This is a genomic window from Tateyamaria omphalii (genome assembly GCF_014651375.1).
GTDB classification, from domain to species: domain Bacteria; phylum Pseudomonadota; class Alphaproteobacteria; order Rhodobacterales; family Rhodobacteraceae; genus Tateyamaria; species Tateyamaria omphalii.
This window is the reverse complement of sequence record NZ_BMWT01000009.1, coordinates 34,650-48,724: the sequence shown is the minus strand read 5'-3', so window position 1 is coordinate 48,724 and position 14,075 is coordinate 34,650. Positions and strand designations below refer to the sequence as shown.

The following is a 14,075-nucleotide window of genomic DNA, read 5'->3' as shown; positions in this document are numbered from 1 at the left end:
GTACGGAGTCCTCTTAAAACCATAGTAGGCAGTGATCAATCGTTAGCGTTAACGTTGTGGCGTGATGTCCTTGAGACCCAACAGAACGGCCGCCCCGATCATGAGGCCGCCGCACACCCGGTTGATGGCCGTCATGGATCGCTGTGCAAAACGGGCGGCCACCCGGTCCCCGGCCCAGCCCCACAAGAGCAGGGTGGCCCCGTCCACGATCAGATAGGTGGCGCCAAGGATGACCAGCTGCGGCAGGATCGACGCTTCAACGGTAATGAACTGAGGGAACAGGGCGGCAAAGAAAACAACGGCAAACGGGTTTGTCATCGAGGTTATGAACCCAAGACGAAAAAGTCGCATAGGATGGGCAGCGGCATCCGCACGCCCCCGCGCACCCTCGCCACGGGACATCATCATACGCAGCCCGATCCAGACCAGATATGCCACCCCCAACCACTTGACGACGGTAAAGGCCGCGGCTGACGTGGCGATGACAGCAGCAAGACCAAACGCGGCGGCCGTCATCTGGATCACATTGGCGCTCAGATCACCGGCAATCACCCAGATCGAGCGGGGCAGCCCGTGCTTCATCGCATTTGCAATGATAAGAAGCTGGCTTGTGTCCGGCGGAGTTGCAAAGAACACCGCAACAGCCGCGAGGTACAAAAGGTAAATCTCGGCACTCACACTCGAGCGGCCTGTACCAGATCGGCGCCAAAGATCGTATCAGCGTGCTCAGCCAGATAAATCCGCAGCCATGGGGTGAAACGATCTGGATGACGGGCCACCATTGCCATCAGGTCATGATAGTCGACCCATTCATACGCCATGACTTCATCCGGGTTCGGCGCAACGCGTAGATCGCCCCGGGCGTGACCCAGATAGACCTCGACCACTTCATGCTCAATCAACCCATCGCCCACATCGGCACGGTATTCCAGATGGTGGCGATGCTCGAGCGGCACGCCAGTCACGCCCAACTCTTCGTTCAGGCGGCGGGCTGCGCATACAGAAGGCGCTTCGTCCCATTCGGGATGCGTGCAACAGGTGTTCGCCCATAGGCCCGGCGTGTGATACTTGCCCATCGCGCGTTGCTGCAACAGCACCTCAGTGCCCCGGACAACAAAGACCGACACGGCCTTGTGCTTCAGCCCGCGCTGATGCGCCTCCAGTTTTTCCACCGGGGTCAACGCGCCGTCGACCCAGGCAGGGATCATGATCGTCATACGTGGTTCGCCTTCACCAGACCGGTCAAATGAGCAAGGTTTTTGACCCCAATCTTCAGGTGCGCCATCGGGTGTGCCTTGACCAGCTTCTTGTTCATATACGCTTCGAACGTCAGACGCTGCACATCTATGTCGTGACAAAGTGACACAAAGCGTTCGCGCCGATCATCACTGCGATAATAGGCGTTCTGCATCGACGCCAGAACCCGGAACACGGTCTTGTGCTCGCGCATGAACAACTTGCGCGCCAGTTTCAGGTCCTTGGCCCGGCCCGACGCAAGCGTCGCCGCACAAGCCGTCGCAGCAACCCGGCCCCCGACCATCGCATAATAGATGCCCTCGCCCGAGGATGGGGCAACGACACCAGCCGCGTCTCCGGCCAGCACAACATCCTTGCCATTGTCCCACCGATCCATCGGCTTCAGCGGAATGGGCGCGCCTTCCTTGCGCAATGTCTCGCACCCGTCCAGACCGGATGCCACGCGCAGTGCCGCCGTGGCTTCCTTGAGGTTCACGGATGACTGTTCCGACCCCATTCCGACGCTTGTTGTACCGCCATGAGGAAACACCCAGCCATAGAAATCAGGCGATATGGATCCGTCATAGATCACGTCACAGCGCATCGGATCATAGGTATCCGTCGCCTCTGGGGCCTTGATGATCTCGTGATAGGCAAAGACAAGCGGCACCTTGTCTGCGCCCTCAACCTCGGCCTGCCCCACGCGGGACTTGGCCCCATCGGCCCCGATCACCAGTTTGCAGGGCAGTTCGCGATGCTCCTGCGTTTCCTTGTCGCGGTAGATCACCACGGGGCTTCCATCGGGTCGGTCGATACGGACAAAGGTACCGGTAAAATACGCGGCTCCCGCATCAACGGCGCGCTGGCGCAGGAATGGATCGAAATCCTTGCGATCCACCATGCCGACAAAGCCGTTCTCAATCGGAATATCGACGCGGCGACCCGTCGGGGAAATCATGCGGGCTGTCGTGACCTTGGTCAGCAATTGCTCTTCCCCGATATGAAAGTCCTGCATCAGCCGGGGCGGAATCGCCCCGCCACAGGGTTTGATCCGCCCCTCGCGGTCCAGCAGGGCAACGGAATGGCCCGACCGCACCAGATCCTCGGCTGCGGTGGCCCCGGACGGTCCCCCGCCCACAACAACGACGTCATACATTGTATTACTCCCCCGGAACCAAGGTTGCATCAGTGGTCTCTGTCGCCCGCATCACGCGGGACGCGACCAGGGCGGCGCACAGGAACAGGGCCGCCTCGAATGTGAAAACCGTGCCGTAAGCCGCGGCATCGAGCAGGATCAGGCGGGTCAGGTCCAGCATGCCTGTCGCCACCAAACCCGCCAGTCCGGCGGCGATGGCCTGAGCTGCGCCAAAGACCCCCATGCGGGTGCCCGTGTTGCGCGCATGCGCTGCGGCCAACTGCATCATCGATCCAACAGCCCCAACGACAAACAGCCCATTGCCCAGACCCAGAACAACCGTGGACGGGACCAGCGGCAGACCGGTGCCCAGACCCAACAGACCAAACGCCGACAGCACACAGCCGGTCACCGCCCAGAACCGCAAACTGCCAATCCGCAGATGCGACAGGACCCCCGCCGCGATCATCCCCATCAGGGCAGCCCCATCCTTGCCCCCCGACAGCTTGATGCTGTCCTCGGGGCTCAGCCCGTGGACATGCCCGGCAAAGGGCTCAAAAATCAGCTCGGACAGATAGAACGCCAGTATTGATAGGAACACGAATCCCGTGAAACGGCGCGCCACCGGATCGGCCCAGGTGCGTTTCAACGCCACAACAAGGGGCGTGTCATCCGGCGTATGTTCAAACTCGGCATGGCTTTCCACACCGATCGTCGCAAGGACACACAGCAAAAACGCCACGGCGCACACCGCCGCCACCACCCAAACCAACCGATCCGGGCTGTAAGGCTCCAACGCAATGCCGGTCCCGACAGAGGCAAAGATGGCGCCCGCGATCAGCAAGAGCCATGCGAGCGTCGCCCCTGCCCCTTTTCGTGGCCCGGTCACGCAGGCCAGCAAGGCAAGGAAAGATGTGCCTGCCGCTCCGATCCCAAGGCCAATCGCGGCATAGGACAAAAGCCAAACCGCCAGCGCCAAGGGTACCGAGGTCTCGGCAATCAATATGCCCCACGCCGCACCGGTCACGCCCAAGGCAACAACTGCAATTCCGCCAAGGATGAAGGGAGTCCGACCGCCTTTCACATCTGACCGATGACCCCAGACAGGTCGGGTCAGTTGCACACCGTAATGCAGGGCAACCAGCAGACCGGGCAGCAGCGCGGGCAAGGCCAGCTCCACCGTCATCAACCGATTGAACAGGTTCACAGGCAGCGCGGCCAGCCCACCGATGGCGGCATTGACCAGGCACAGACGCACCAACATGCCCCAACCGGCGATCATGCCAGCCCCCGCAATGCAAAGGCGGCAACCATCATACCGGACACATACAACAGCACACCGGTGCCGTTGTACCAGGGCGCCTTCGCCTTGGGGTCGCGGAACATGATGCGCATGGCCCAAAACTGTAGCACCAGCACCAGTGCAACCCCAGCCGCGTGGGCGGGCCGGTCCCAAAGGGCCAACAGCGCAATCACAACAGCCTGGGGTGCGGCCATCACGGCGCAGGCCACCTGTGCCGCGCGCCTCGGACCCAAGGTGACAGGCAGGGAATTGACCCCCATCTGCCGGTCGCCTTCCAGTGCCTTGAAATCATTCAGGGTCATAATGCCATGCGCGCCCACCCCGTAGAGGAGCGCCACCAGCAACACCTCGCCGCGCGGTGCACCCGCACTCAGCACGGCAGCACCGGTGATCCACGGCAATGTTTCATAGCTCAGACCAACAAGGCCCGGACCCCACCAGCCCGACCGCTTCAGGCGGACGGGTTCAGCCGAATAGGCCCACGCAGCCACCACGCCAGCTATGGTCGCGGCAAAGCCCCAGGGTCCCAATTGCCAGCCGACAAACAAGGACAGCGCCGACATGGCCAAGGCGATCCAAAGCCCCCACCGCCCCGGGATACGGCCCGACGGGATCGGGCGACCAGGTTCGTTAATGGCGTCCACGTGACGGTCGCACCAGTCATTCGCGGCTTGGCTCATCCCACATACGATCGGGCCCGCCAGAAGCACGCCCAGCAAAACCAGATACCACTGCCCCACCGGCGATGCGCCGGACGAGATGACCCCACACAGATAGGCCCACATCGGCGGAAACCACGTGATCGGTTTGATCAGACGCAGGGCCGCCGCAGGCTCGGGAAATCGGCGCGCAGGTAAAGAGTGGCTGACATCCATGTGTCAACTATGGCTGACACTTTGAGTCGGTGCAAGGGTTGCAGCAGGCTAGCCGTTCTTGCTCAGCAGCCCATATTTGCGCAGCTTGACGTAGAGCGACTGCCGGGACAGCCCCAACATCTCGGCCGCGGCAACACGGTTGTTACGCGTCAGGTTGACGGCCGTTTCAATGCACATCTTCTCGACCACATCGGTGGTCTCAGCCACGATTTCTTTCAGCGACGCCGAGCCGATCAGGTCCATCACGTTGCGCCCAGGCTCCGGCATGCTCGGCCCGCCGCTGCTTTCGACCTTGCGCACACCTTCCAGACGGCTGACATCACGCATGATCAGCGCCACGGCAGGGTTCTCGGCATCCTCAAGCGCGGTGGCGGACACCTCGACGGGTACACGGGCACCCAGATCATTTACAAGGCGGGTGGCATAGACACGCATCTGCCCTGTGCGGGCCGCATTCTCCAGCAGAACACCCAGATCAATCTGACCGCGGGCCAGATACTCGGCCAGTGACTGCCCCACAACATCCGACAGATGGGTCGCGCCAACCAGATCCAAAAAGGCATCGTTGACCGATAATGTTGTGCCGCGCGGATCCATAAAGACGATGGCGTCGGTTGTACCTCGGAACAGCGAAACCGCATGATTGGAGGCAGAATCCGTGTTTGACGCAACCGCCTCGCTTCCGGCAAGCCGACACATCAAAACGCGCTGCCCGGCGGCGCGGAACAGGGTCGGATACAAATCAATGGTTTGATGTGTCCGCGACGTGCGCACCGAAACTGGGGCGCCATCGTCGGTCAGAGTGGCATTCATCAGGCTTTCGGTCAGCTCAGCTCCGGACCGATCCTTGAACAGGCTGGCAAGGGCAGCCCCCACAAGCGCATCGGACTTCAAACCCAATAGCGCAGCAGCGCGGCCATTCGCATCCTCGATCCGCCCGGTCTGCACCGACACGAAGACAACGGCATCATCAACACTCGACATGACCACGCGATAGCGTGCATCAAACTCGCGGCTGGCCTCGTACCCCTGCTCAAGCGCAATCTGGGCCTGCACCAACTGCTGCTGTGTCTCGGCAATGGGGCGCAGGTCACGACCCAACAACAAGACCGCATTCTCTTGTCCAAAACGGTGGAATGTATAGCGCACAGGATATTGCCACACGGCATTGTCGCTGTGGTTCAGCTCAAGCGGCTTTTTCGGCGGCTGCCCCGACATATACGCGTCATGCGCATGTTGGAACTTTTTAATACTCTCTTCGGTCAGGAATTCGACAACAGGACGACCTTCCCAATGGTTTAGGTTGCCAAAGCTGTCATCCAGGTCATTCAACAGTACTGACAGGATGGTACCTTCGGCGGACACAACCAAAGCGATGTCAGAAGCGGCCGCAATAATACTGCTCAGAAACTCAGGTTCAATGAGCGGGACAGCGCCGCTTGTCCAAAAACTGCTTCCATCCGTTGTCATCTACGGGCCAATGCCTTTTTGCGCTTCGTCGTGAAGCCAACAACATCTTTTGCCGTATTTGTCACAAGATCGACGCCTGTTTGTTCTGCTTTATGTTCAGTGATCCCGGAATAAGCGCCACCTATGGCCAACACGGGACTCATATCACTTGTTTCTCTTATCTTTTTAACCGTTCTACATGCGGTTTCAAGGCCCGCCGCCCGCGCACATGAGAACAGAATCATGTCGAGCCGATCATATTCAACCCTGGCAAGAATTTGGTCGGTTGCCTCGTTGATCGACAGGCTGACATCACAGCCCAACCGGCGTAGCTGGGCCGCAACAACGCTGGCTCCCAGGAAATGCTGCTCGCCTTCTGGAACGATGACCAATGCGTGCAGAACGTTGTTATGGTCCACCGGCTCGCGGGTCAGTCCATGCGCCGCAACGCCCAGCAGTGCCTGCAAGCGCAACGACCCGACCGTGACCGTGGCGAAGTCCAGGTCTGATGTCATCCATTGCGCGCCCAAGTATTCTGCGGCCTTAGGAATATACAGATCAATCAACGCATCATGGGTCAGGCGATAGGTAGTCAACTCCTCCAGCACCAGCGCTGCATCAAAATTGCCCTCAGACAGAACGGAGCGCACCAGGTAGTCGACGGCAATCTGCCGTGCCCCCGAGGGCCCAACGATCTGACGATCTTTGAGGATAGAGATGACCTCACTGGCCAACGACTCGTGGTCGTAGTTGCGCCCGTACGTGAGACGGGGTGTGCCAAATGGGTCGTCATGCGTCATGGATTACCTCGATCCGTGTGAACGCAATGAACGGTTCTGGCGCGTCAGAGCCGTGAAAACAAGAAAAGTGTCTGCCTGAACACACACAATGTCAACTCAATTTGACATCAAGACCATGTCACATCCATGCGCACACCGCGGAGCAGCGGTACTTATGCCGGAAAAATGGGGTTTTTTCACAGCCATACATGTTGCGGCCATCAAATCCTATACGTGAGGATGACAGATTGAGTGTAAGTTATAATTGACACTTTTCCCTCCCACCCGATACGCTGAACCCGTGACGCAAAGGGAGAGGCGCTACACAATGTCCACCCGGACACCCCCAAATGCAGCACCGATCGGGCTCTATACGGCCGAGGAACGCGCGCGCCGGGATGCCACCATCTGGACCCCGGTTCAGGGCATCCTCGCACCGCTGCAATTCGTGGTGTTTCTGGTCTCTCTGGCGCTGGTCATTCGTTACCTGTCCACGGGCGAAGGATACACCGCCGCCACATGGTCCATCGTCATCAAAACGGGCGTGCTCTACCTGATCATGGTCACAGGGGCGATCTGGGAAAAAGTCGTTTTCGGCCAGTACCTTCTGGCGCCCGCCTTTTTCTGGGAAGACGTGTTTTCATTCCTGGTGATCGCGCTGCACACAGCCTATCTCTGGGCGCTGTTCTCAGGCGCTATGGACCCCGTGCCGCTCATGTGGCTGGCCCTCGCCGCCTACGGCGCCTACGTCATCAACGCAGCCCAATTCGTGCTCAAGTTGCGCGCCGCCCGTTTGCAGGCCTCAGCACCGCAGGAGGCCCCGGCATGACCGAGCTTCCGCGCCTCCCAACGGCAGGTGGCTGCCGCGAGACACCGATTCTCAAACAGCGCGGCCAACGCGAGGTGTTTTGCGGCCTCACCGGCATTATCTGGCTGCACCGCAAGATGCAGGACGCGTTCTTTCTGGTGATCGGCAGCCGCACCTGCGCCCATCTGCTGCAATCGGCGGCCGGCGTCATGATCTTCGCCGAACCGCGCTTCGGCACCGCGATCCTCGAAGAGACCGACCTAGCCGGGTTAGCCGACGCACAGGACGAGCTGGACAAGGTGGTGGACGAGCTGCTGGCCCGGCGCCCCGACATCAAACAACTGTTCCTTGTCGGCTCCTGCCCGTCCGAGGTGATCAAGCTGGACCTCGCCAAAGCAGCCGAGCGCATGACACAACGCCATGCCCCTTCGGTCCGGGTGCTGAACTTCTCAGGCTCCGGTATCGAAACGACTTTCACGCAAGGCGAAGACGCCTGCCTCGCCTCCATGGTTCCTGTGCTTCCGAAAACAGACGACCGGCAACTCCTGCTGGTCGGCGCTCTGCCTGACGTGGTTGAAGAACAAGCCATCGGCCTATTGGAAGCCATGGGCATTGGCCCGATCAAGGTCCTGCCAGCCCCGCGTGCCGACAGCGACCTCGCCGTCGGGCCCAACACGGTCTATGCGCTCACCCAGCCCTTCCTGGGCGACACCCACGATGCCCTCACACGCCGCGGCGCCCGGCACCTGCCCGCCCCCTTCCCTTTCGGTGAAGAAGGGACAACACAGTGGCTTGCCGCCATTGCCGCCGAATTCGGTGTCTCTCCCGATCTGTTCGACCAGGTGACAGCGGCCCCTAGTGCCCGCGCCCGCAAGGCCATCGCCCAAGCTGCCGAAGCGCTGAACGGCAAGAGCATCTTCTTCTTCCCCGACAGCCAGCTCGAAATCCCCCTGGCCCGCTTCCTCACCCGCGAATGCGGCATGGACGCGATCGAAGTAGGAGCCCCCTTCATCCACAAGGGCATCGTAGGCCCCGATCTAGACCTTCTGGCCGAAGGGCCCACCATCTCCGAAGGCCAGGACGTCGACCTGCAACTCGACCGCGCCAAAACAGCCAAACCAGATCTCACGGTTTGCGGCCTCGGCCTCGCCAACCCGCTTGAGGCCGAAGGGCTCGCCACCAAATGGGCCATCGAATTGGTCTTCACACCGGTCCACTTCTATGAACAGGCGGGCGACCTCGCAGGCCTGTTCTCTCGCCCGATCCGCCGCGCAGACCTCCTGAAACTGGAGGCTACAGAATGAAGATCCTCTTCATCTTGCCAAGTAAACTCCGGGGTCTGGGGCAGCGCCCCAGCAGTCAGCCATGAAGCTCACCGTCTGGACATATGAGGGCCCACCCCATGTCGGCGCCATGCGCGTCGCCACAGGCATGCGCGACCTGCACTACGTGCTGCACGCGCCGCAGGGCGACACCTATGCTGACCTGCTGTTCACGATGATCGAGCGGCGCGACCACCGCCCACCGGTCACCTACACTACCTTCCAGGCCCGCGATCTTGGCGCCGACACAGCCAACCTGTTCAAGACGGCGGCGCAAGGCGCCTATGACCGGTTCCAGCCCCAAGCGATCATCGTCGGCGCCTCCTGCACTGCCGAACTGATCCAGGACGACCCCGGCGGCATGGCCGAAACCATGGGCCTCCCCATCCCCACAATCCCGCTGGAACTGCCGAGCTACCAGCGCAAGGAAAATTTTGGCGCGGACGAGACTTTCTTCCAGATCGTCAAGACACTGGCCCGTCCGATGGAACGGACCAAACAAATCACAGCCAACCTGATCGGCCCAACCGCCCTTGGATTTCGTCATCGCGACGACATCCAGGAAGTGACCGCGCTGCTCTCCGATATGGGCATCAGCGTCAATGTCGTGGCCCCCATGACCTCGTCTCCCCAAGACATCAGCAAAATGGGGGCCGCGCATTTTAACGTCCTGATGTATCCCGAAACCGCAGAATCCGCCGCGCGCTGGATGGAGCAGGAGCTGGACCAACCCTACACCAAGACCGTTCCAATCGGTGTCGGCGCCACCCGCGACTTTATCAACGAAGTCGCCAAGATCACCGGCAAGGACGCCTATCTCGACACCTCCCGCCTGCGTCTACCCTGGTACTCCAAGTCGGTCGACAGCACCTACCTGACCGGCAAGCGCGTTTTCCTCTTTGGCGATGGCACCCATGTGTTGGCCGCGGCTCGCATCGCGCAGGACGAGATGGGGTTCGAAGTGGTTGGCATGGGCTGCTACAACCGCGAAATGGCCCGGCCTGTCCGCGCCAAGGCCCGCGAAATGGGCATCGAAGCCACGATCACCGACGACTACCTGGAAGTCGAGCGCGTGATCGAAGCGCTACAACCCGAAATGATCCTCGGCACCCAGATGGAACGCCACATCGGCAAGCGGCTTGGCATCCCTTGCGCCGTCATCTCTGCCCCCGTCCACGTGCAGGACTTTCCCGCCCGCTACTCCCCTCAGATGGGGATCGAAGGCGCGAACGTGATCTTCGACACCTGGGTGCATCCGCTGGTCATGGGGCTGGAGGAGCACCTCCTGCACATGTTCCGCGAAGATTTTGAATTTCACGATGCCGCCGGTCCCTCACATCATGGTGGCCATGCGCCCAAACCCGAGGACGGAGGGGGGCCAGCCCCCCAGCCTGCGGCTTCCCCCCGGAGTTTGTCTGGCAAGATGAATGAAGGATCAGTCATCTGGTTGGCCGACGCCGAGAAAGAATTGAAGAAGATTCCCTTCTTTGTTCGGGGCAAGGCACGCCGCAACACCGAAGTCTTTGCCAGCGAACGCGGTGTGGCCGAGATTTCCGTCGACACATTGTATGAGGCCAAGGCCCATTATGCGCGATGACACGCACATAAACGGGCGCTTGCCCGGCTACCGCGTGGTGATCATCACGTTGGACAGCCACGCCGCTGGCCCCGCCCGGCGCGCGATGGACGACCTATCCACAGACTACCCGGGCCTCGATCTGCAAATCCACGCCGCCGCGGAATGGGGCGAGTCTCCGGACGCCTTCGCGGCAGCGGAAGAGGCGGTGATGAATGGCGACATCATCATCTCGAACCTTCTGTTCCTAGAAGAGCATGTGGCGCGCATCCTGCCCGCACTGAAAGCGCGCCGCGATCACTGCGACGCAATGGTCGGGGTCATTGCCGATGCCGAGGTGGTCAAGCTGACCCGCATGGGCACTCTGGATATGCAGGCCCCGCCCTCGACCATGGGCAAGCTGATGAAGCGGTTGCGCGGGTCCTCAAAGCCCAAGACCGAGGACGGCGCCAAGAAGATGCAGATGCTGCGCCGTCTGCCCAAGATCCTGAAATTCATCCCCGGCAAGGCGCAGGACCTGCGCGCCTGGTTCCTGGTCATGCAGTACTGGCTGGGTGGATCCGACGACAACGTGCGGGCGATGATCCAGTTCCTGCTGAACCGCTACGCCACCTCCGCCGACTGGGCGGAACGGCCCGAAGCGGCCTTGCCCATCGGCTACCCCGATACCGGCCTCTACCACCCCGATCTCCCTGCGCGCATCACCACGGATGCCGCTGACATTCCCGGTCCCAAAGATGCCGAGATGACTGTCGGGATCGTCATGCTGCGCTCTTACGTGCTGGCGGGCGATACGGCGCACTACGATGGTGTCATTCGCGCGTTTGAGGCCCGTGGCATGCGTGTTCTGCCTGCCTTTGCTGGCGGGCTGGATGCCCGCCCTGCCATTGACGCCTATTTTAAGGGGCAGGTCGACGCGCTGGTCTCGCTCACCGGGTTCAGCCTTGTCGGCGGCCCGGCCTATAACGACAACGAAGCGGCCATTGATGTGCTGGCTGACCTTGATGCCCCCTACCTCGCCGCGCACGCGCTGGAATTCCAGACGCTGGGTCAATGGGCGGCCAGCACCGGCGGCCTTGGGCCAATAGAGACCACCATGCTCGTGGCCTTGCCCGAGCTTGATGGCGCCACGTGCCCCACTGTCTTTGGCGGGCGGCTTGGGCCCGAAGGATGTAGTGGCTGCGCCCATAACTGTGTGGCGGGTGAACCAAAGGCGATGGTCCCTTGTCCGGAACGCATCGAAAGCCTTAGCGAAAAGACCCTGCGCCTGGGCCGTCTGCGCCGGAAAGAGAATGCCGAGAAGAAGGTCGCCGTCGTCCTTTTCGGTTTCCCACCCAATGCAGGCGCAGTGGGCACTGCGGCCTATCTTTCCGTTTTCGAGAGCCTTTTCAATACGTTGAAAGCGATGAAGGCGCGTGGCTACACCGTTGATCTGCCGGGTAGCGTCGACGCCCTGCGCGCCCAGGTCCTGCAAGGCAATGCCGCCCAATATGGGCAAGAGGCGAACGTCGCCGCACATGTGGATGCCGACACCATCGTACGCACAACGCCCCCACTGCACGCCATCGAAGCCGTCTGGGGGCCCGCGCCGGGCCGCATCCAGTCCGACGGGCGCGGCGTGTTTGTGCTGGGCAAGGAACTCGGCAACGTCTTTGTCGGCGTCCAGCCCGCTTTCGGGTACGAGGGCGACCCGATGCGCCTTCTGTTCGAAAAAGGCTTCGCGCCGACCCACGCCTTCACCACGTTCTATCTTTGGCTGCGCAACACCTATCAGGCCGATGCCGTGATCCATTTCGGCATGCATGGCGCGCTGGAATTCATGCCGGGCAAGCAGGCGGGCCTCGGCGCGCAAGACTGGCCGGATCGCCTGATCGGCGAGATGCCCAACATCTATCTTTATGCCGCAAACAACCCGTCCGAGGCGTCGCTGGCCAAGCGCCGTTCGAACGCTGTGACGATCACGCACCTTACACCACCGCTGGCGACATCCGGTCTCTATAAAGGGCTGGCGGAGTTGAAGGACTCTCTGACCCGTTGGCGCGAGATGAATGCGAGTGATAGCGCACGGGCAGAACTCGAAGACCTGATCGCCGAACAGGCCGAAGCCGTCGACATGGGCGGCACCCCCGCCGATGCGCTCTGGCTCAAGCTGCTGGAAACCGAGGATGCGTTGATCCCTGACGGGCTGCACGTGGTTGGCCAACCGCTCAGCGATGCGGCGCGCGAAGAATACCTGAACCTGATGCCGCACGCCGATGATGACGCGCGAGCACAGGTCGATGCGCTATTGCAAACCGAAACGGAACTGACCGCCCTGATGACTGCGCTGGATGCGCGCTACATCAAACCTGTGCCCGGTGGCGACCTCATCCGCTCGACCGAGATTCTGCCCACGGGCCGCAACATCCACGCTTTCGATCCGTTCCGCATGCCGACGGCCTTTGCCTGCCGTGACGGGATGAAACAGGCGCAACTGCTCCTGGACACGCACCCGACCATGCCCCGCTCGATCGCGCTGGTGCTGTGGGGGTCGGACAATATCAAATCCGATGGCGGGCCGATTGCGCAGGCGTTAGCCCTCATGGGCTGCACCCCGCGCTTCGACAGCTTTGGTCGCCTCGCCGGGGCGGACCTGATCCCCCTTGCCGAACTCGGGCGCCCGCGCATCGACGTGATCATGACGCTCTCGGGCATCTTCCGTGACCTGCTGCCCCTGCAAACCCGCATGCTGGCCGAGGCCGCCCTGAAATGCGCCGAAGCCGACGAGCCGCTCGATCAGAACTATATCCGCGCCCACGCGCTGGCCTATAGCGAGGCGCAAGGCGTCGACCTCGCCACCGCTGCCCTGCGCGTGTTCTCAAATGCCGAAGGGGCCTATGGCTCCAACGTGAACCAACTGGTCGACAGCTCGGCTTTCGGGGACGAGGACGAGTTGGCCGACGCCTATGAGACGCGCAAGAGCTTTGCCTATGGCGTCGATGGCAAATCCGCTGCCAACCCGGCTCTGCTGCAAAAGGCGCTGGCGGATGTCGAAGTGGCCTATCAGAATCTTGAATCCGTCGAACTGGGCGTCACCACCGTGGACCACTATTTCGACACGCTGGGCGGCATTGCACGCGCGGTGAAACGCGCCCGCGGGTCCGAGGCGTCGGTCTATATCGGCGATCAGACGCGCGGCAACTCCAAGGTTCGTACCCTCAAGGATCAGGTGGCGCTGGAAACCCGCAGCCGCGCGCTGAACCCCAAGTTTTTCGAGGGGCTGCTCAAGCACGGCGCCGAAGGGGTCCGCCAGATCGAGGCACACATCACCAACACTGTCGGCTGGTCCGCCACCACGGGCCAGGTCGATGATTGGGTGTACCAACGGATCTCGGAAACCTTCGTCCTGGATGAAGAAATGCGTCAGCGCATGGCCGACCTGAACCCAACCGCCTCAAGCCGCATGGCCAACCGTCTGCTGGAGGCGTCGGATCGTGAGTATTGGGCACCCGACGCCGAAACGCTCGCTGCCCTGCAAGACGCAGCCGATGCGCTTGAGGACAAGCTCGAAGGGATCGCAGCCGAATGATCCGTTTCGAGGGCACATACCGCG

The 14,075-nt window shown here is 61.5% G+C and carries 11 protein-coding genes; 4 read left to right on the top strand and 7 right to left on the bottom strand.

The window, feature by feature from the left end:
- Window positions 1-48 precede the first annotated feature (48 nt).
- Genes IE087_RS21550 through IE087_RS21520 form a run of 7 tightly spaced genes read right to left on the bottom strand, consistent with a single transcriptional unit; the run spans window position 49 to window position 6,798 of the window.
- A complete protein-coding gene (locus tag IE087_RS21550; RefSeq protein WP_189371568.1) occupies window positions 49-678 on the bottom strand; it encodes a LysE family translocator in 630 nt (209 codons plus the stop codon).
- Complete coding sequence (gene idi / locus IE087_RS21545) at window positions 675-1,217, bottom strand: isopentenyl-diphosphate Delta-isomerase (RefSeq protein WP_189371567.1); 543 nt, start codon at window positions 1,215-1,217, stop codon at window positions 675-677. Before idi ends, IE087_RS21550 begins: the two co-directional genes overlap by 4 nt.
- Window positions 1,214-2,392 (bottom strand): geranylgeranyl diphosphate reductase, encoded by a 1,179-nt coding sequence (locus tag IE087_RS21540; protein ID WP_189371565.1) that lies wholly within the window; start codon window positions 2,390-2,392, stop codon window positions 1,214-1,216. Before IE087_RS21540 ends, idi begins: the two co-directional genes overlap by 4 nt.
- A 4-nt stretch (window positions 2,393-2,396) precedes the next feature.
- Window positions 2,397-3,653 carry a PucC family protein gene (locus IE087_RS21535; RefSeq protein ID WP_189371563.1) on the bottom strand — a complete coding sequence of 419 codons (1,257 nt, stop codon included), beginning with the start codon at window positions 3,651-3,653 and terminating at the stop codon, window positions 2,397-2,399.
- The gene (gene chlG / locus IE087_RS21530; RefSeq protein ID WP_189371561.1) at window positions 3,650-4,549 is read right to left on the bottom strand and encodes a chlorophyll synthase ChlG; all 900 of its coding nucleotides are present in this window, start codon (window positions 4,547-4,549) and stop codon (window positions 3,650-3,652) included. Before chlG ends, IE087_RS21535 begins: the two co-directional genes overlap by 4 nt.
- Before the next feature lie 48 nt (window positions 4,550-4,597).
- Entirely contained in the window at window positions 4,598-6,019 is a 1,422-nt protein-coding gene (gene ppsR, locus IE087_RS21525; RefSeq protein ID WP_189371559.1) for a transcriptional regulator PpsR, read from the bottom strand.
- Window positions 6,016-6,798, bottom strand: a complete 783-nt coding sequence (locus IE087_RS21520) for a cobalamin B12-binding domain-containing protein (RefSeq protein ID WP_189371557.1) — start codon at window positions 6,796-6,798, stop codon at window positions 6,016-6,018. The genes ppsR and IE087_RS21520 overlap by 4 nt, the downstream gene beginning before the upstream one ends.
- Before the next feature lie 307 nt (window positions 6,799-7,105).
- Here IE087_RS21520 and bchF point away from each other — a divergent pair, with 307 nt between their 5' ends.
- From bchF to IE087_RS21500, 4 genes are all read left to right on the top strand, one after another.
- A complete protein-coding gene (bchF, locus tag IE087_RS21515; RefSeq protein WP_189371555.1) occupies window positions 7,106-7,606 on the top strand; it encodes a 2-vinyl bacteriochlorophyllide hydratase in 501 nt (166 codons plus the stop codon).
- Window positions 7,603-8,889 (top strand): ferredoxin:protochlorophyllide reductase (ATP-dependent) subunit N, encoded by a 1,287-nt coding sequence (locus IE087_RS21510; RefSeq protein WP_189371553.1) that lies wholly within the window; start codon window positions 7,603-7,605, stop codon window positions 8,887-8,889. Before bchF ends, IE087_RS21510 begins: the two co-directional genes overlap by 4 nt.
- A 61-nt stretch (window positions 8,890-8,950) precedes the next feature.
- The gene (bchB, locus tag IE087_RS21505; protein WP_189371552.1) at window positions 8,951-10,504 is read left to right on the top strand and encodes a ferredoxin:protochlorophyllide reductase (ATP-dependent) subunit B; all 1,554 of its coding nucleotides are present in this window, start codon (window positions 8,951-8,953) and stop codon (window positions 10,502-10,504) included.
- Entirely contained in the window at window positions 10,494-14,051 is a 3,558-nt protein-coding gene (locus tag IE087_RS21500) for a magnesium chelatase subunit H (RefSeq protein WP_189371550.1), read from the top strand. Before bchB ends, IE087_RS21500 begins: the two co-directional genes overlap by 11 nt.
- Window positions 14,052-14,075: the final 24 nt, after the last annotated feature.

Bases quoted from the DNA above. Each gene is read 5' to 3' on its own strand.
- idi (WP_189371567.1), bottom strand. From the start codon at position 1,217: ATGACGATCATGATCCCTGCCTGGGTCGACGGCGCGTTGACCCCGGTG.
- IE087_RS21540 (WP_189371565.1), bottom strand. From the start codon at position 2,392: ATGTATGACGTCGTTGTTGTGGGCGGGGGACCGTCCGGGGCCACCGCA.
- IE087_RS21535 (WP_189371563.1), bottom strand. From the start codon at position 3,653: ATGATCGCCGGTTGGGGCATGTTGGTGCGTCTGTGCCTGGTCAATGCC.
- chlG (WP_189371561.1), bottom strand. From the start codon at position 4,549: ATGGATGTCAGCCACTCTTTACCTGCGCGCCGATTTCCCGAGCCTGCG.
- ppsR (WP_189371559.1), bottom strand. From the start codon at position 6,019: ATGACAACGGATGGAAGCAGTTTTTGGACAAGCGGCGCTGTCCCGCTC.
- IE087_RS21520 (WP_189371557.1), bottom strand. From the start codon at position 6,798: ATGACGCATGACGACCCATTTGGCACACCCCGTCTCACGTACGGGCGC.
- bchF (WP_189371555.1), top strand. From the start codon at position 7,106: ATGTCCACCCGGACACCCCCAAATGCAGCACCGATCGGGCTCTATACG.
- IE087_RS21510 (WP_189371553.1), top strand. From the start codon at position 7,603: ATGACCGAGCTTCCGCGCCTCCCAACGGCAGGTGGCTGCCGCGAGACA.
- bchB (WP_189371552.1), top strand. From the start codon at position 8,951: ATGAAGCTCACCGTCTGGACATATGAGGGCCCACCCCATGTCGGCGCC.
- IE087_RS21500 (WP_189371550.1), top strand. From the start codon at position 10,494: ATGCGCGATGACACGCACATAAACGGGCGCTTGCCCGGCTACCGCGTG.